The organism is Pedobacter duraquae (assembly GCF_004362245.1).
In the GTDB taxonomy this organism is placed as follows: domain Bacteria; phylum Bacteroidota; class Bacteroidia; order Sphingobacteriales; family Sphingobacteriaceae; genus Pedobacter; species Pedobacter duraquae.
Genome location: NZ_SNWM01000002.1, coordinates 237,528 through 254,490, shown reverse-complemented (window position 1 = coordinate 254,490; position 16,963 = coordinate 237,528). Strand labels below are relative to the sequence as shown.

Genomic DNA, 16,963 nt, shown 5'->3' with positions numbered 1-16,963 from the left:
AGAAGAAAGGTAAGCATAATTTGCAAATACAAATTATGCTTACCTACAAAAGTTCAGTTACATCGCGGCCATATTGCTCCTTGAAAAGCTTGCTGAAATAGGCAGGTGTTTCAAATCCGGCTATATATGATATTTCCGATATAGTCCGGTAACGGCCGCTTTCGATGGCTTCGCGGGCAATTTGCAGACGGATGTTGCGGATATACATATTGGGCGTAAGGCCTGTTGTCTGTTTAATCCTTCTGAAAAGCTGTCGTTCACTTAAGGCCATATCGTCGCTTAAAATGGCTACGTTCAAAAGAGATTTTCCTATGTACTTGCGTACGGTTGTCTCCAGGCTAGTAAGCCATAGCAAATCGGAAGGCGACACATATGACGTTTCAGCTACTGGTTCATTGTCGGCACTGGCTGGCTCCTGAGAACTCAGCTCGACAAGCTCCTGCTCATCAGTGGCAGTTAAGCTTAATCGTTGCGTGGCGTTGCCAATCAGGTTAGTGGCACGGGCCAGCAATTCTCCACTTACAAATGGCTTAGTGAGGTAATCGTCTACCCCGATGTTTAGCGCCCTTAGTTTATTCTGGCTATCACCAAGTGCGGTAAGCATAATTATAGGTACCCTGCAAAGCACAGCATCCTGTTTAATGTGTTTAAGTAAGGTAAAACCATCCATTTCTGGCATCATCACGTCAGATACAATCAAATCGGGCAACGTACTCATCAATTTAAGTTGATCAAGCGCCTCCTGCCCGTTGTGTGCTGTAACTATCCTGTAGTATGGCTTGAGGATAGAGCTTATATATTGTGCCATTTCATGATGATCTTCTACCAGTAGAATCAGTTTTTCAGCCTCACCACCTGCTATTTCTTCTGTGTTTGGTGTGACGATTGATAACTTTTCAGTCGCTGTTTCAGCAGGTGCAGGAATCTCGGGCAGCGAAAGTTTAAAGGTGGAGCCACGTCCCGGGTTACTTTTCACCGTAATAGTGCCGCCCATCAGTTCGCTAAATTCAAGCGCGATAGCCAGGCCAATTCCAGTACCGCCTTCTGCTACACCACGGTTACCCTGGTAGTAGCGGTTAAATATTAAAGGCAGCTCATCATCAGGAATACCTTTTCCGTTATCCATAACAGTCAGCTCAATCAGGCCATCATTTATAGCCGCAATAACATGTACCGAACCGTTGAGCTGGGTAAATTTGATAGCATTGCTTAAGAGGTTATTGACAATTTTCTCAAACTTATCAGCGTCGAGCTGCACAAATGAATCCTGAGCTATATTGTTTAAAAGTGTAAATGCAATGTTTTTATAGGCTGCTGCCGAAGCAAAGCCCTGGTAAATTACGTTGACAAACCAGGCAATATCTACCGGTTTTAATTTTACTAATAAGGTGTCGGCTTCTATTTTGCCAAGGTCGAGCAGCTCGTCGACCAGGTTGAGTAGCTTTTTACTATTCCTGAAAACTGCCTGCAAATAGGTTTGCTGTTGCTGTTCGTCAATCGGTGCTTTATTTAACAACTGCTCGGTAGGCCCCATTATCAGTGTAAGCGGTGTGCGTAGTTCATGGCTTATGTTGGCAAAAAAGCGGGTCTTTAAAGTGTCCAGTTGCGCAAGCTGGCGGTGCCGCTCGTTAAGCACCGCATTTTCTCGCTTCTTTTTGCTGGCAAACCATCTAAAAGTGGCGATACTTGCCAATAGCAAAATAATAGCGATCGCTATGATAAGATCCCGTTGCAGCGTTGCCTCTCTTTTTTGGTTGGCTGCTAATAGTAAACGCTTATCAGCTTTATATTTCTCGGCCAACTCCGTTGCCACACGGTCTTTGTTAAGGTCGTTCAGGCTGTCTTTAAGATCAATGTATCTTGATTTATATTCAAAAGCCATTTTATAATTACCAACTCCCCAATAGGCATTGGACAACTGCCAATAGATATCCCTGGTTTGTATCCGGTTACTTTGTGCCTCGGGCTGGGCGGCGAGCACTTGTTGGGCATAATCAATACCGGCTTGATAATGGTGCTGGTCTATCTCAATCGTCATCAGCTCATTCAGAGAATGTTTCTTTACTGCCAAAAAGTTCTCCCGGGTTGAGATTGCTACCGATTGCTTCAGCACAATTTTGGCAGTATCAAACCTGTCTATCTTTCTGTAGATCCGTCCAAGGTTGCTTAAATAATTCGCTTTATCGTAGGCCGACATGGTTGCTACATATTCAGGTTTAAATATGGCCTCCTGATACGCCAAAGCTATTTTATTATAAGCAGGGGTTTCGATAGAAGTATAGGAATAAATGCTGCAAAGGAGGTTTAGCGATGCCAGATACATCGTGGTATCCTTTAGGGCTTGCGATTCCTTCATCGCCTGCAGGGCATAAGGCCGTCCTTTAAAAGGATCACCGATAGAGCGGTAAAGGTTGCCAATGGAAATAAGGCAGGCAAGGCTTTCCCGTTGCCAGTTTTGGGCATCTGTTTTTCGTAAAATGGTAAAGGCGGCCTTCATAGCTTCTGGATTTCGACCACGGCGACCGAGCAGGTTGGCAACCATAATAGCCGACCGGGTATAGGTTGCCGGATCTTTTACAGAAACTATTTTATTGGCTTGATATGCTAAATCCATCGCCCTAATCTCGTCGCCGGTGATGTACGCCTTGTAGGATTGTGCAAAAAGCACCTGGGCTTCAAATATCTTGTTGTGCGTTTTTTTGGCAATAGCTGTAAGCTGCCTGGCGTAATTGTCGGCGGAATCAGCATTCTTAATCTGCCTGTATTTATTTAGGAGGGCTGCTGTTTCATTTTGTTGTGCAAACACAGTGGTGCATGACAGCGCCAGCATAAAAACAGCAATCAATTTCAATACAGGGATCTGGCGTAGCATGATGAATTTTAGTATAGTGGTTGAAAATACGTTTAAACATCCGTTGACTAAAATATCAATCGAAAAAATATGAAAATTACTTTTAAAATCATTCCATTTCAGCGGAAATCAGGTTTTCGGATTGAGGAAGCTGATCAATTCATGCCAGGATAGCTGAGCCCACTTTGCCTCGCATAGGGCCATAAATACGTTGTTTTACAGTTCCCATGAGGGTTCGTTTCCGCTTTGACTATAGAAAAGTACAGGGGCATATCCTTGGAAAATAAGGACGCCGCCGTAACCTTACTTTAGGATGACAATTCATATATGCGTGGCCGATACGGCGTCGACACGGCATTAACGCGCCCTTTAGCCGGGGTAATGCCGCGTCAAGGGCGCGTCAACCCCCCGTGTGTGCCCCGTTTGCCTATGAGTTGTTGATAGTGCTTTAAAAACTCGGTCAGACTGTCCTATACTGGGATTAGTTTACAGTAAAAAAGCAGATTACTGATTAGGGTTTACGCTTTATTAGCGTTTTACTAGTTATGGTTTACAATGATAAATTTAAATACTGATATAAGTTTACACTTGTATCGGCAATTCCTTGAGCGGGGTTTTAGGAACGATGTTTTCCAAAATGTGCGTGTTGTGTGGGGTTTGGAAATCGCAACTGGTATGCATTCTAATATTGTTGTATTTGTGAATGGCCAGTTCGACTGCTGTCTTTGATTTTGCCATGCTTTTAAAGGTCTTTTCCAGCTCGAACTCCATTTTAAGAATACCATTTACCCTTTCGGCAATCGCATTATCGTAAGGGCTTCCGGATTGAGTCATACTGATGTTTATGTTGTTGTTTTTCAATAGTTTTACATATTCATCGCAACAGTATTGTGTTCCCCGGTCTGAATGATGTATTAGCGGTCTGTTACGATAAACCCTTCCTTTAACAGCCTGCTCTAAGGCTCTAATACATCCAATTGCTTTTAAGTTTGACGCCAAGTGATGACCTACTATTTTTCTAGAATATGCGTCAGTAATTAGGGACAAATAGACAAATCCTTGATCTGTACGCAAGTAAGTGATATCACTTACCCAGATTTCTTCTGCTTTTGTAGCCGGCCTTCTGTAGACCAAGTCAGGGTGTATCTTGTATCTATGAAATGAATTAGTAGTGTAAACCCACTTCTTTTTTGTTTTGATTAACATGTCATTTTCTCTCAATAATGAAAAAATAGCATCCCTTCCCATTGTTATCCCATGCGCTTGTAAAAAGCCATTGTTAAGCTCTTTATGTAATTTAATACAGCCAGTTTTAGGAAGTATCTTCCTAATAGACTGGATTTGATTTAATATTATTTCTTCTTCAATAAATCGTAATTGAATGCTTTTTAAATGGTTATACCAAGCCTGCCTGGTATAACCAAATACCCCACATAGATTATCTATGCTATAATATTTGCGGGAACCTCTAAGTTCATAGATCACTTGGTAGCAGCTTTTTTTTTAAGATCTGTACCATATTCAACATTGGCAATGGCAATTACTTTTTCCAAAGCAGCTATCTTCATTTCTGCCAGAGCAAGCTTCTTCTCTAATGCTTTCTGATCCTGGGAACCTGAGGACGGTTGTTCTTGTTCAGGCTGTTCTTCAATCATAACAGTTACATGGTTCTTTTTGTACCAATATACAAATGTTCTGACGCTAACTTCTGTCACTCCGTATTTTCTTCCAATCTGAGCATAGCTGTAAGGTCCGTCTATGTACTCAAGAGCCACTTGAATTCTAAAGCTGTCTGTGTGAGGTGATGTTGATCCTCCTTTGCCTTTCTTGGGGCGTTCGTTTTTTATACTCATTTTTCTGATTTGAAAAACTTTCTTATGTAAACTCATTTCAGGAACGGACAGACCCATGTCCTATACTGGTTTTACTTGACGTATTTAGTGTCATATTTTTTGGTTTTACTGTTTTTACTTGTCATAGGGTCTGTAAAGGGAAACCGTATCAGACGAACTGTAAAGCTTTAGGCGTATAAGACCGTTAGACATATCATAGTGTTTTCTGGAAATACGACTATTTAAGAACTGGCCTTCGCATTTGATGATAAAGTAAAAATTAAACAATAAGATCAACCATGCGTTATCTGTGAAAATATAACTATGGAAAATTTCAACATTCAATTACTTGAAAAGGATTATACTATTGAACCACAAGAAAACGGGACATTCCGGATTTTCGAAGGTGAAGAAAAAATTGGGGTAATTTACCCCGAGCCAGGTGATTTAGCCATCGAATGGAAAACTATGGATGATTTAGAGGAGGGGTTTGTTGCGCAAATTGGAGAACTTATTTCCGAACATAACATGTAAATTAAAATTGACTAATTGCAGCTATGGCAAAGCAAGGAGCAAGTGCCGACAGAAAATTGAACTCATTAGCGGATTAATAACTTATACTCTCCAAAGACAGGGCATTATAAAATGAAGAGACGGGGTTTGGTTTGGTTCAAGAATGATTTGAGGCTGCACGATAATGAAGTCTTAGTAAAGGCTCATGAGGAATGTAGCGAGTTGGTTTTTTGTTATTGTATTGAAAAAAGTGATTATGAGCAGTCAGGGCTCGGCTTCAGGAAGAAAGATGTCGTTCGATTTAAATTCATGCATCAGTCTGTGCTCAATTTAAAAACGAACCTGGAATGTCTTGGAGGACATTTAGTTGTTGGCGAAAATTCAGCAATGGTTACCTTGCCTGAACTGGTTGAAAAATATGGGATAACGGACATCTATGCTGAAGAGGAATATGCACCTTATGAAATAAGTTTAGTTAATACGTTGATCAAGGCCCTGCCAGCAGTGGAATTTCATTTTTTTTGGGGCAAAACGCTTTACCATAAAGATGATATACCCTTTAAGATTTCTGAAATTCCACTAACAAGCAAAGCTTATAGAATTACTGCCGGCCGTAAGGCCAAGCCAAGGGAAACTTTTAGCCGACCTTTCAAATTCAATGCTGTCGCTGATGTAAAAACCAAAAGATTTCCTTCATATAAGCTTTATGGGTTTAACGAAGATGAATATAAAAACTCAAAACTATTTGTGAGGGGTGGCGAAGATGCCGCATTGGAAAGACTACAGTATTATACGTTTAAATCCGAACTGCTTACAGGATACAGATGGAGCAGAAATAAATCAGATGGCCTGGACTATAGTTCAAAGCTTTCACCCTATTTGGCTTTGGGGTGTATTTCCGCTCGTGAAATCTATGAAAAGGTAAAAAACTACGAATCAAAGGTCAAGAAAAACCAGAGTACTTGGTGGCTGATTTTTGAATTGGTATGGAGGGATTATTTTACATTTAAAGGCATGCGGTTTGGAACCGCTATATTTAAGACCAAAGGTTATAAAAACAAGGACATTGATTGGGAAAACGACCCCTCGAAGTTTGAAAAATGGTGCTCAGGTTGTACGGGAATTCCCTTTGTAGATGCCCACATGCGACAGCTAAATGAAACTGGCTATATGAGTAACCGGGGCCGGGTAAACTGTGCAAGCTACCTTACACATGATTTAAAGATAGACTGGACCTGGGGAGCAGCCTATTTTGAAGCGAAATTGATTGACTATGATGTGAGCTCTAATTGGATGAACTGGCATATGCAGGCATTCGAGATCTGGTACACCAACCCTGTGAACCAGTCCAATAAGTACAAGGCTCAGGAATTTATCCGGAAGTGGATACCTGAGCTGGCAAACAGAAATGATATCGAAGTTTTGATCCCCTGGGAATTCGATATTCCCGCTTATCCAAGGCCGATTGAAATATACCAGAAGTGGGATAGGGCCATTAAGCTGATACTTAAAGATTAAGCCCGTGTGATCTGAAACATCGGAAAAGGATCAGAAATGTGCAGCAGTAATGGATATAAAGATTAAGGGTTAACCCTTGATTCGGCCAAAGCTGATTTTTTGCAAATTTGGGAAAACTAAACTTTTTCGCTCTCATGCAATCAAAATCTATGCGCCTCTTATTTATCGCTCTTCTTATAGGTGGTAGCGTCCATGCACAACAGAACACTGTCACCGCTGGTGGCGATGCTGTAGGCAGTGGAGGCACAAGCAGCTATTCTATTGGACAGGTTTTTTATACGGTGCTATCGGCGGGCAGCACTTCGGTGGGAGCGGGTGTGCAACAAACATATACTGAAGCCTTTAGTAGCCTTAATCTAAAGCAATACGTGCTTAATGTGCTCTCTCCAAATGGAGATGGCAAAAATGACGCATGGGTCATTAAAAATATAGATGACTATCCCAATAACACTGTGTCGGTTTACGATCGTTCCGGAAGGCAAGTATTTAACGAAAAAAGCTACAAAAATACCTGGAATGGTACTTATAATGGCACTCCGCTGGCAGAAGGGGTGTACTTTTATGTGATCGAATACGGGAATGGTATTGCGCCTTTAAAAGGTGCATTGAACATCTTATACCGGAAAAATTAATCATCATGAAAAAATTAAGCTTATTGGTTTTTCTCGTGCTGATGCAGAGCCTATCCTACGCACAATTGAATACCCTGGGGAGTATGTATTTTCAGAACCGCTACTTAGCCAATCCGGCAATGGCAGGAACTGATGCTGGAGTTGAATTTAATGGCAGTTATAAGGCACAGTGGGGCAAGATTGAAGATGCACCCACGCTTTCGGCGGCGACGGCTACCTACGGTTCGGCCAATAAACGCGTGGGCTTGGGTCTAAGTTTTTACAGCGATAAGGCCGGTGTTATCCAGCAGACGCAAACAAAAATTACTTATGCTTACCACGTCCCGCTCAATGCAAGCGAAAACTATTTAGATTTTGGCTTATCGGCGGGTCTGATGAATCAAAGTATAGATTTTGACCGGGTAAATGCAGATGCTGAAGATCAAGTTCTCTACGATTTTAATCAACAGCGCGCTTATTTTGATGGCGATTTAGGACTTGCCCTTCGCAAAGATCACCTGACAATAGAAGGTGTGATGCCGAATTTAAGAAGGTTTTTTAAGAGGGACGAATTGCGCCGGGTAATTAACCGCAATACGTTTCTGGCGTCGGTATCTTATAAGTTTTTGAGTAATGGTGAGTCTTTTAGCGGCATCGAGCCTCGCCTGGTTTACAGGGGGCTCGAGAATTTTGGTGATATTGTTGATCTTGCCCTTAACCTCAGTTTTGCTTCCGACAAGCTGACGGCGAGTTCTGTATACCACAGCACAGGCAACTTCACCTTCGGCATAGGGGCTACCTACGCTAAATCTTTGTCAATTCTTGCTCAGTACACCACCAATACGGCTGCATTAAGAAGTTATACCAACGGCGAATTTGAGGTTGGGCTCAGGTATCGCTTGTAAATAGATAATCAATAAAGAAATACGTCTCAATAGCACAATTATGATAAACTTTTACAAACCTATTTTTTGCTTATTGTTATTTTTCCTGGTCAGCACAGGCCTTTATGCTCAGGCACCAAAGAAAATTAGCTACCAGGCAGTTATCCGCAATAACAACAATAAGCTAGTGGTTAGCCAGCGAGTTGGTACAAGAATAAGTATCCTGCAGGGTTCTGCAAATGGCAACGCCGTTTACACCGAAACACAAACGCCAACATCGAATGCTAACGGTCTAATCAGTTTAGAAATAGGCTCTGGTACACCTGTTCTCGGTACTTTTTCAGCAATCAACTGGGGCAACGGTACATATTTTATCAAAACAGAAACTGATCCGAATGGTGGTAGCAGCTACGATATTGTGGGTGTTTCTCAATTAATGAGTGTGCCTTATGCTTTATACGCCGAAACCTCGGGAAGTTCTACTCCTGGTCCTAAAGGAGATACTGGATCGAAGGGCGATAAAGGTGATACAGGCGCCACTGGTTTGCAGGGTGCATCTGGTTTGCCGGGCGCTGCTGGTGCTACCGGAGCAAAAGGTGATAAGGGCGATAAAGGAGATACGGGTGCTACAGGCGCAACTGGTTTGCCTGGGGCTGTTGGTGTGCCGGGCGCTGCTGGTGCTACCGGAGCAAAAGGTGATAAAGGAGATAAAGGAGATACAGGTGCTGCAGGCGCAACTGGTTTGCAGGGTGCATCTGGTTTGCCGGGCGCTGCTGGTGCTACAGGAGCAACCGGGGCAAAGGGTGATAAGGGCGATAAAGGAGATACGGGTGCAGCAGGTGCAACTGGTTTGACTGGTGCGGCTGGTGCTACGGGAGCAGCGGGGGCAAAAGGTGACAAGGGCGACAAAGGTGATACGGGTGCAGCTGGTTTGCCTGGTGCTACTGGTGCCACAGGAGCAGCGGGGGCAAAAGGTGATAAGGGCGATAAAGGAGATACGGGTGCAGCAGGTGCAACTGGTTTGCCTGGGACTGTTGGTGCTACAGGAGCAACTGGCGCAAAAGGTGATAAGGGAGATAAAGGAGACACAGGTGAAGCAGGTGCAAAAGGTGATAAAGGAGATGCCGGATCAGCTCTTCCCAATGGTACTACGGGGGGACAAATTTATCTTACGGCTGCAGTAGCTCCCTTTGCGGCACAAAATCCTGCTACAGCAACTGGAGATGTAACGATTAGCAGCAATGCCGTCACCACCATTGCTGCTAATGCGGTAACTACTACAAAAATTGCAGACGCTTCGGTTACCACTCAAAAAATTTCTGCCAGTGGTCAGGCCGGTCAATCTACATATTTGCGTGGTGATGGCGCTTGGGCTACTCCTTCATCAGGAGGCGCGATCCTGCAATTGTTCGCTACAAGCACTCAATCTCAATTAAAAAGGCCTTTCGCCTATAGCAGATATACATTCAATTACAATAATAAAGTGAGCGGCGCGAGTCAGGCTGCCTGGGTAAACAACAACACCTATACGGTACCTTCAGATATGGAAGGGCTCTACAACATCAATCTTGCTATGATCGTAACTAATATAGGTTCTTTTACCAGCTATATTCCATATCCTGAAATACAGGTTACCAGTGGATCAACCGTTCGATACTATTACGGGGCGGGATCTGGTTACTCTGCTCTGCTAACTGGGAACGGTACAGACGAGACTTCAGCGAGTACTTCTACTATAGAGCAAAACAAATCTTACGCAAGGGGTACTCTGGATGTCACGATCCCTTTGTTGCCCGGTGATGTTGTTAAAGTTTTTTACAGGGGGAATGCGAGTTCAAACAGTGCCACGGCACAAGTCGATTTTAGTACAGACGGAAGTAGCTACCTTAGCATCATCAAGTTGAATTGATCAATTTTATATAAAAAAATCTAAAATGGGGAGATAGTCCATTATGCTGTTTCTGGATATGAGGTAAATGCTAAGCACAACAGCATGCCATTCGCTTTGTTGTCTAAACCTCCGAAAGTAATTTTCGAGATATTGAAAGCAACTATTTAAGGCCTTATATTTCTGAGGGCCCATTTCAACAGGGCGTTTTTTTCTTTGGGCAAGCGCAGTTTGTTGATGATGCGGCTGCGGTGCCCTTCTACTGTTTTTTCGGCCAGGAAAAGTGATTCGCCAATTTGCTTACTCGTTTTTTGTCCGGCTACAAGGGCAATAATCCTGCGCTCGATCAGTGAAAAGCGCTCGTCGCTGATAGCCGAGACATCGGTGATGTTGGTGACGTAGCTTTCGTCGAGGTACTTGCTTTTGTAGTGTAAACCACTGGATACCGCCCGGATGCAGTCGGCCAATTCTGTGTCGGCATGTTCCTTTAGCAGGTATCCGGACAACTTATATTTCAAGGCACGTTTGTATATAGCCGCCTCGCGGTGCATTGTAAGTAGGATTACCCGGGTGTGTGCTTGCTGCTGATGCAGCTTTTCTAAGATGTCAACTCCATCTATTCCCGGCATATTGATGTCGAGAATGGCTATGTCGGGCTTTAACTGCTGTATCAAGTTGAACGCTACAAGACCATTTGCGCAGGTTCCAATTACCTTATAGCCCAGGAGTTCTACATAGGCTTTGGTACCCTGAAGGGTAAGGGGATGATCATCTGCTACCAACAATCTAACCATGCGTTTTAGGGATTTGGATGTTGATTTTTGTTCCTTTTGGTGACGAAGTTATTCTGGCTTCTCCGCCGCAGACTTTGCTTCTTTCGAGGATATTATGTAGGCCAAACGCATCTCCCTGTTGTAATTGGTGTTCAACATTAAATCCCTTGCCGTCATCTTCGATTAGGACAGATAACTTATTTGGGTGTTCTTTTATTTCGATTCTTGCATGGAGGGCGTCTGCATATTTGATGGTATTGGATAGCGCTTCCTGTAAAATCCTGTAGATCTGAAGTTCTACACCTGTTGGAAGGCTTTCCCCATAATCGGAATCTATGATCAACTGCAAGCCGTGAACATGTATCATCCTTTCGGTCATCTGTTCGAGACTAAGCAGCAGACCAACTTTTTTGAATAAGACGGGATGTAAATCACGGCAAACGCTGCGGATTTCATTGATGATGCGGTCGACTTGTATTTTCAGCTCAGGCTTGTCCTGCAAGCCCGATTTAAGTGCTAGTAATTCGTGGGTAACCCCATCATGGAGGTCGGCAGCAATTCTTTTACGTTCCTTTTCTGAATTTTCGAATAGTTTTTCTGTGAACCAGCTAACCTGTTTGTTGCGTTTATTAAATTGCGTCCTTTTTTGTTTAAGGAAATAGATGTAGGAAGATACGCAAATGATACCGAATACTAAAAAAGGAAAGCCATTGTATTTCATTTGCTGGTACAGTTCCTTCCCTAAATCCGGAGATTTCGTATCGCAGCCAATGAGTAAAAGCAGAAAAAGTAGTAAGTAAGGGAGTACTTTCAAGGCGTTCATCCAGGTTTTTGGGTTACACCAAATTTACAAATTAAATTTAAAAAAGGTAAATCTACAAATTTCAAAATACTTGTAAATGACCATCGAGGTTGATAATATCAGGTCTTATTTTTTATAAATTCTAAGATCTGCTCTGACAATTTCTTTACCCCAGCATCGCCAATGCGTAATAAGTTATTGGACACTAGATTGCCATGGTCGTCAGTTAGAACATGAGCAGGGTAGGACTATAGGCGCAAGTGGCGGTATAGCTCAGCTGGCATTGTTTAAAACAGGTGATGCTTAAATAAATCCCTGGAGTTCATTATTCCGACAATTTCTTCTCAGTGCATTGTCCTCAATCTTTTAGATTACTAATTATAACATGATACTAATTCAGCATTCTGTAATCGTTGGGCGTGTAACCCGTATGGTTTTTGAAAGATCGTGTGAAATGTTGAGGGTACTTAAAGCCCAGTTCATACGCAATCTCACTCACAGATTTTGAGGTGTCAAATATTTTCTCTTTGGCCACATCCATCGTTTTTAACTGGATGTATTCCTGAGCTGATTTTCCTGTTTCCTTTTTGATCAGATCGCCGAAGTAATTGGCAGATAAGTTAAGTTGTTCTGCACAGTAATTTACAGAAGGGAGGCCGATTTCTCTTGGCTTATCTGAACTGAAATAGCCGTTCAGCAACTCTTCAAATTTTTGAAGTATGCCCTTATTGGCATTTTCCCGCGTGATGAACTGCCTGTCGTAGAAACGCACGCAATAGTTTAGTAAAAGCTCGATGTTGCTTACAATCAAAGTTCTGCTATGCTTATCGATTCCCCGCTGAAGTTCATTTCTGATCTTTTCAAAACAGTCATAGATAATCTTCCGCTCGCTTTCAGATAAGTGTAGAGCCTCGTGCACCTCGTAGGAGAAGAAATTATAATCAGATATATGGCGTCCTAGTGAAGTACCTTTCAACAGATCAGCGTGAAAAACCAGGTTCTGACCTTTCGGCTGATAGCGCTCGCCATTATTTTCTATACCGATCACCTGTCCCGGGCCTACAAACACTAAAGACCCTTCTTCGTAATCGTAATAGTTACACCCGTAATGCAAATCACCGCACTTGATTTCCTTTAAAAATATAGCATAGAAACCAAAATTACTCCTTCGGTTTAGCCTTTTGTCGGCCTTTGACAGGTCTACAATATTAACTAGTGGGTGTAGGGTTTCATTGTTGTTAATTGCATTGTATTGGCCGATAGTATCGATCTGCGTTACATTTTCCATATGCTTTTGCTTTCGTCATTCAAAGATAGTTCATTCATTACAGCTTCCATTGACCTGTTAACTCAATCAGTAATAATGGTAAGTGATCCAGTAATCTGTATAACAAAGGGACTAAAAATAGACCTGACATTTGTATTCAGCATCAAATACGAGACACAAATAGAAATAATGAAATATAGAAAATTAGGAGACAGTGGTTTAGAAGTATCCGCATTGGGCATGGGTTGTATGAACTTAAGCTTGGCACCGGTAATGCAGTAGATACAAATGAGGGTATTTTTATAGTAAAATTCAAACAAACTTTTAAAACAAATACGATATGACTGAATTCGATCAAATATTCCCTTTGGGAGAGAAAAATGAAGCCTTTGCACAATATTTCATCGGGCAAAGCTATCTGGCTCCATTAACTAAAGACGGCGTTTCCACCAACAATGTCACCTTTGAACCGGGATGCAGAAATAACTGGCACATCCATCACAAAGGGGGGCAGATACTCCTTTGTACCGCTGGCAGGGGCTGGTTTCAGGAAGAGGGAAAACCCGCCAAGGCATTACATCCTGGTGATGTGGTTAATATACCTGCCGGCGTAAAGCACTGGCATGGTGCGTCAAAAGATAGCTGGTTTTCACACGTTGCCATTGCTGTCCCAGCAGAAGGTGCCAGTAATGAGTGGCTAGAGCCAGTATCTGATGAACAATATGCTAGCCTCTAATAGCATATTAAAATATAAAGCGCCATGTCCACACGACACCGCATATTCAATTAAATAATAGCAGCAGGTCTGCAAAGCAATATTAATTATATACAAATGGAAACAACACAGGTAAAGGCTTTCGGAACTATTTCTGCCGAAGCGCCCTTAAAAGAACTAATAATTAGCAGGAGAGAGCCTATAGCAGATGACGTCGAAATAGACATCTTATTCTGTGGCGTGTGTCATTCTGATCTTCACACTGCAAGAAACGACTGGGGTGGAACTCGATATGAGGCTGTTCCGGGTCATGAAATCGTTGGAAGAATAACTCGCGTAGGATCTGCTGTGAGCAAATTTAAAGTTGGTGACCTCGCCGGGGTTGGCTGTATCGTAGATTCCTGCAGGACATGTTCAAGCTGTCAGCAAGACTTAGAGAATTACTGCATCCCTGGATTTACAGGCACTTATAACGCAGCCGACAAACATCTGGGTGGACACACCTTTGGTGGGTATGCTGAGAAAGTTGTCGTACACCAACATTATGTGTTAAGTGTACCTGAAAATCTGGATCCTGCAGCTGCAGCGCCATTGCTTTGTGCAGGCGTCACCACATGGTCGCCTCTAAAACATTGGAATATTAACGCAGGGAGCACTGTAGCAGTGGTAGGTCTGGGTGGCCTTGGACACATGGCTGTTAAATTGGCTAAGGCTCTGGGAGCTCATGTTACCTTGTTCTCAAGGTCTGCAAACAAAGTGCAGGATGCAATTGATCTGGGAGCAGATCAAGTAGTTATTTCAACAGATGACGCGCAGATGAATGCTGTGCAGGGAACATTTGATCTGATCATTGATACGGTCCCTTATATGCACGATATCAATCCGTATGTCACTACCCTGAACATTAGCGGCACGCTTGTATTAGTTGGATATTTAGGTCCACTCGAACCGATGTTGAACTCGGCTCCAATGGTTATGGGCAGGAAAGCTGTTGCGGGCTCTGTAATCGGTGGTATTGCAGAAACACAGGAAATGCTGGATTTCTGCGGTCAACACCATATCGTTTCAGAAATTGAGATCATCAAAATGCAGGATATCAACGAAGCCTATGAGCGCATGCTCAAAAGCGATGTGCGTTATCGTTTCGTGATTGATATGGCTTCACTTAAAGCGAATTAACAACTGTAATCATGCTGAGCGTTAATCGGATGATTGATCACATAGATTAAGGCCTGAATCCGGATCATTGAAAATGGTAGCATAATCAGTAATCTGTATTAGTATTTGGTCTGAAATAATCTGGATCTTAGTGATTTACTTGTGCTTTAAGAGGTGCACCAGTATTAGGTTAGAATGAAAATGATGGGTGCGCTGCATGCGCAACCATCATTTCTATTTTATCATACACATTAAGATACCAATCATGAAAAAATCAATCATTACATTATTCCTGTTAATTTCCGGAGCGCATTTGTCTTTTGCGCAAGCCCCTGCAGCTGCATCTGTTCCAACTCAGGCGGATAAAGAAGTGCTTGAACTATCTAAAAGTAAATGGGTCTGGATGGCCGATAAGGATGTAGAGAAGCTTAATACGTTATTCGATGAGAAATGTGTGTTTGTGCATATGGGTGGAAGCTGGGGAAAGACCCAGGAACTCAACGTCATCAAAAGCGGAAACATCTGGTATAAACAGGCTGAAGTCTACTCCTCGTCCGTAAATATTCTCGGCAATACAGCAATTCTATTGAATGACATCGATCTGCTCGCTGTAGTTGGCGGCAACGAAGTGATCCATGCGTTTATGGTGACAGAGGTGTATGTTAAGTAAGATGGCAAGTGGAAGATGGGTTCACTCACCTTCTCACAGATCCTTCGTCCGGTAAAAATGAAAAGCAATAAATAATCCATAACATGAACGGCTCAGACAATAAAAAGAATAATGCAGAATTGAGCAGACGTAGTCTGCTGAAAGGCGGACTTGTACTGGCAGGTGCTTCCATGTTACCAGGTATCGTGAAAGGGGAGGCTGTTGAATATGCGGCTTCAGGCCGCAGGAAGCTTGGTGGAAAACTTGAGGTCTCCAATATTGGGCTTGGCGTCCAGAATATGAGTCGCACGTATCAGACTACCGTACCCTCCAGGCCAGAAATGCTCAGGATCATCCGTGCTGCTTACGACAATGGCGTAACACTGTTTGATACCGCCGAGGCATATGGCCCCTTCGAGTGTGAGCGAATACTAGGCGAGGGGGTAGCCTCCTTTAGAAACAAAATAGTCATAGAGACTAAGTATGGCTGGAACATCGACCAGAACACTGGGCGGCGCTTACCAGGATTGAACAGTCGCCCTGACCACATTAAGGAAGTGGTTGAAGGTATGTTAAAACGCCTTCGGACAGACCGTATAGATCTCTTATATCAACACCGTGTTGATCCTGCAGTGCCTATTGAAGACGTTGTAGGAGCCATCAAAGATCTGATTAGCCAGGGGAAAGTCCTTCATTACGGTCTTTCAGAACCCGGCCCCCAAACGGTGAGAAGAGCACATTCCATTCATCCGGTTACGGCCATTCAAAATGAGTATTCGCTACTGTGGCGCGGACCAGAAGAAGTTATCCTGCCGCTTTGCGAGGAACTCGGAATCGGCTTTGTTTGCTGGAGCCCGCTTGGCGTAGGTTTCCTGACTGGAGAAATTGATGAAAATACTGGATTTGCTCCAGGTGATATCCGTGCAAGTGAGGGCCGGTTCTCCAGAGAAAACCTCTCCGGAAATATGGCACTTGTTAAATTATTAAAAGTTTGGGCCGCAAAGAAAAAAGCTACGCCTGGCCAGTTATCGCTGGCATGGCTGCTGGCAAAGAAGCCCTGGATTGTGCCGATACCCGGTACAACGCAGATGTCACATCTGCTGGATAATGTTGGCGCGAACAGTGTCAAATTTTCGGTGGATGAATTGAATCAGTTCAATCAGGAGTTATCGGCTATTACGATTAAAGGATTACGCCTCCCTCAGGGGGTGCTGAATTTCTCTAATGTAGAAGCACCAGCTAAGGTATAAAGAACGCAGTTTGTTAAATACGAAAGCCTGCTGACCATTTTTGGTTCGCAGGCTTTCGTATTTAATAGTCTCAGAGCTGGTTAGAAATCTGTTTTAACGCTTATCTCTTTCCAATCTTCCAACTCTTTTGCTGCGCGTCAAGCTCCTTACGGATCACTGAAACGGCTCACTGGAACATCCGGTTATTAACCATGTCTTATTGAGTTTTCCATTTGTCAGTGTTTATGAGATCAACAATTTGCGTATTAACAT

Annotated in this window: 16 protein-coding genes; 10 read left to right on the top strand and 6 right to left on the bottom strand. The window is 43.0% G+C overall.

What is annotated here, in order from left to right:
* Window positions 1–43: 43 nt before the first annotated feature.
* The 3 genes from CLV32_RS07180 to CLV32_RS07170 all read right to left on the bottom strand — a co-directional run bounded on the left by CLV32_RS07180 (window position 44) and on the right by CLV32_RS07170 (window position 4,761).
* Window positions 44–2,872 carry an ATP-binding protein gene (locus tag CLV32_RS07180; RefSeq protein WP_133553936.1) on the bottom strand — a complete coding sequence of 943 codons (2,829 nt, stop codon included), beginning with the start codon at window positions 2,870–2,872 and terminating at the stop codon, window positions 44–46.
* A gap of 561 nt (window positions 2,873–3,433) precedes the next feature.
* The gene (locus CLV32_RS07175) at window positions 3,434–4,336 is read right to left on the bottom strand and encodes an IS3 family transposase (protein ID WP_133553934.1); all 903 of its coding nucleotides are present in this window, start codon (window positions 4,334–4,336) and stop codon (window positions 3,434–3,436) included.
* Window positions 4,333–4,761, bottom strand: coding sequence for a transposase (locus CLV32_RS07170; RefSeq protein ID WP_133553932.1), 429 nt, complete (start codon window positions 4,759–4,761; stop codon window positions 4,333–4,335). Before CLV32_RS07170 ends, CLV32_RS07175 begins: the two co-directional genes overlap by 4 nt.
* Before the next feature lie 246 nt (window positions 4,762–5,007).
* Here CLV32_RS07170 and CLV32_RS07165 point away from each other — a divergent pair, with 246 nt between their 5' ends.
* From CLV32_RS07165 to CLV32_RS07145, 5 genes are all read left to right on the top strand, one after another.
* On the top strand, window positions 5,008–5,217 hold the full coding sequence (locus CLV32_RS07165; protein WP_133553930.1) for a hypothetical protein: 210 nt from the start codon (window positions 5,008–5,010) through the stop codon (window positions 5,215–5,217).
* A gap of 111 nt (window positions 5,218–5,328) precedes the next feature.
* Entirely contained in the window at window positions 5,329–6,714 is a 1,386-nt protein-coding gene (locus CLV32_RS07160; RefSeq protein WP_133553928.1) for a DASH family cryptochrome, read from the top strand.
* Between the two features lie 134 nt (window positions 6,715–6,848).
* Window positions 6,849–7,346, top strand: coding sequence for a gliding motility-associated C-terminal domain-containing protein (locus CLV32_RS07155; protein ID WP_133553926.1), 498 nt, complete (start codon window positions 6,849–6,851; stop codon window positions 7,344–7,346).
* Window positions 7,347–7,351: 5 nt separating this feature from the next.
* Window positions 7,352–8,230 carry a PorP/SprF family type IX secretion system membrane protein gene (locus CLV32_RS07150; protein WP_133553924.1) on the top strand — a complete coding sequence of 293 codons (879 nt, stop codon included), beginning with the start codon at window positions 7,352–7,354 and terminating at the stop codon, window positions 8,228–8,230.
* 40 nt (window positions 8,231–8,270) lie between these two features.
* A complete protein-coding gene (locus CLV32_RS07145) occupies window positions 8,271–10,118 on the top strand; it encodes a collagen-like triple helix repeat-containing protein (protein WP_133553922.1) in 1,848 nt (615 codons plus the stop codon).
* Window positions 10,119–10,264: 146 nt separating this feature from the next.
* On the opposite strand, the gene CLV32_RS07140 is transcribed toward CLV32_RS07145, so the two are convergent.
* The 3 genes from CLV32_RS07140 to CLV32_RS07130 all read right to left on the bottom strand — a co-directional run bounded on the left by CLV32_RS07140 (window position 10,265) and on the right by CLV32_RS07130 (window position 12,960).
* Window positions 10,265–10,891 carry a response regulator gene (locus CLV32_RS07140; RefSeq protein WP_133553920.1) on the bottom strand — a complete coding sequence of 209 codons (627 nt, stop codon included), beginning with the start codon at window positions 10,889–10,891 and terminating at the stop codon, window positions 10,265–10,267.
* Complete coding sequence (locus tag CLV32_RS07135) at window positions 10,884–11,693, bottom strand: sensor histidine kinase (protein ID WP_133553918.1); 810 nt, start codon at window positions 11,691–11,693, stop codon at window positions 10,884–10,886. The genes CLV32_RS07140 and CLV32_RS07135 overlap by 8 nt, the downstream gene beginning before the upstream one ends.
* A 370-nt stretch (window positions 11,694–12,063) precedes the next feature.
* Window positions 12,064–12,960 (bottom strand): helix-turn-helix domain-containing protein, encoded by an 897-nt coding sequence (locus CLV32_RS07130; RefSeq protein WP_133553916.1) that lies wholly within the window; start codon window positions 12,958–12,960, stop codon window positions 12,064–12,066.
* Between CLV32_RS07130 and CLV32_RS23235 the strand changes: the two genes are divergently transcribed.
* From CLV32_RS23235 to CLV32_RS07105, 5 genes are all read left to right on the top strand, one after another.
* Window positions 12,961–13,221 (top strand): hypothetical protein, encoded by a 261-nt coding sequence (locus tag CLV32_RS23235; RefSeq protein WP_133553914.1) that lies wholly within the window; start codon window positions 12,961–12,963, stop codon window positions 13,219–13,221.
* Between the two features lie 58 nt (window positions 13,222–13,279).
* Window positions 13,280–13,675, top strand: a complete 396-nt coding sequence (locus CLV32_RS07120; protein ID WP_133553912.1) for a cupin domain-containing protein — start codon at window positions 13,280–13,282, stop codon at window positions 13,673–13,675.
* A gap of 96 nt (window positions 13,676–13,771) precedes the next feature.
* Window positions 13,772–14,833 carry an NAD(P)-dependent alcohol dehydrogenase gene (locus tag CLV32_RS07115; protein ID WP_133553910.1) on the top strand — a complete coding sequence of 354 codons (1,062 nt, stop codon included), beginning with the start codon at window positions 13,772–13,774 and terminating at the stop codon, window positions 14,831–14,833.
* A gap of 244 nt (window positions 14,834–15,077) precedes the next feature.
* Entirely contained in the window at window positions 15,078–15,482 is a 405-nt protein-coding gene (locus CLV32_RS07110; protein ID WP_133553908.1) for a nuclear transport factor 2 family protein, read from the top strand.
* A gap of 83 nt (window positions 15,483–15,565) precedes the next feature.
* Window positions 15,566–16,711, top strand: a complete 1,146-nt coding sequence (locus tag CLV32_RS07105; protein ID WP_133553906.1) for an aldo/keto reductase — start codon at window positions 15,566–15,568, stop codon at window positions 16,709–16,711.
* Window positions 16,712–16,963: the final 252 nt, after the last annotated feature.

What these genes read in the sequence shown, in the direction of transcription:
- CLV32_RS07150 (WP_133553924.1), top strand. Translation starts at nt 7,352, where the DNA reads ATGAAAAAATTAAGCTTATTGGTTTTTCTCGTGCTGATGCAGAGCCTA.
- CLV32_RS07160 (WP_133553928.1), top strand. Translation starts at nt 5,329, where the DNA reads ATGAAGAGACGGGGTTTGGTTTGGTTCAAGAATGATTTGAGGCTGCAC.
- CLV32_RS07140 (WP_133553920.1), bottom strand. Translation starts at nt 10,891, where the DNA reads ATGGTTAGATTGTTGGTAGCAGATGATCATCCCCTTACCCTTCAGGGT.
- CLV32_RS07105 (WP_133553906.1), top strand. Translation starts at nt 15,566, where the DNA reads ATGAACGGCTCAGACAATAAAAAGAATAATGCAGAATTGAGCAGACGT.
- CLV32_RS07165 (WP_133553930.1), top strand. Translation starts at nt 5,008, where the DNA reads ATGGAAAATTTCAACATTCAATTACTTGAAAAGGATTATACTATTGAA.
- CLV32_RS07130 (WP_133553916.1), bottom strand. Translation starts at nt 12,960, where the DNA reads ATGGAAAATGTAACGCAGATCGATACTATCGGCCAATACAATGCAATT.
- CLV32_RS07135 (WP_133553918.1), bottom strand. Translation starts at nt 11,693, where the DNA reads ATGAACGCCTTGAAAGTACTCCCTTACTTACTACTTTTTCTGCTTTTA.
- CLV32_RS07170 (WP_133553932.1), bottom strand. Translation starts at nt 4,761, where the DNA reads ATGGGTCTGTCCGTTCCTGAAATGAGTTTACATAAGAAAGTTTTTCAA.
- CLV32_RS07110 (WP_133553908.1), top strand. Translation starts at nt 15,078, where the DNA reads ATGAAAAAATCAATCATTACATTATTCCTGTTAATTTCCGGAGCGCAT.
- CLV32_RS07180 (WP_133553936.1), bottom strand. Translation starts at nt 2,872, where the DNA reads ATGCTACGCCAGATCCCTGTATTGAAATTGATTGCTGTTTTTATGCTG.
- CLV32_RS07145 (WP_133553922.1), top strand. Translation starts at nt 8,271, where the DNA reads ATGATAAACTTTTACAAACCTATTTTTTGCTTATTGTTATTTTTCCTG.
- CLV32_RS07120 (WP_133553912.1), top strand. Translation starts at nt 13,280, where the DNA reads ATGACTGAATTCGATCAAATATTCCCTTTGGGAGAGAAAAATGAAGCC.
- CLV32_RS07155 (WP_133553926.1), top strand. Translation starts at nt 6,849, where the DNA reads ATGCAATCAAAATCTATGCGCCTCTTATTTATCGCTCTTCTTATAGGT.
- CLV32_RS07115 (WP_133553910.1), top strand. Translation starts at nt 13,772, where the DNA reads ATGGAAACAACACAGGTAAAGGCTTTCGGAACTATTTCTGCCGAAGCG.
- CLV32_RS23235 (WP_133553914.1), top strand. Translation starts at nt 12,961, where the DNA reads ATGCTTTTGCTTTCGTCATTCAAAGATAGTTCATTCATTACAGCTTCC.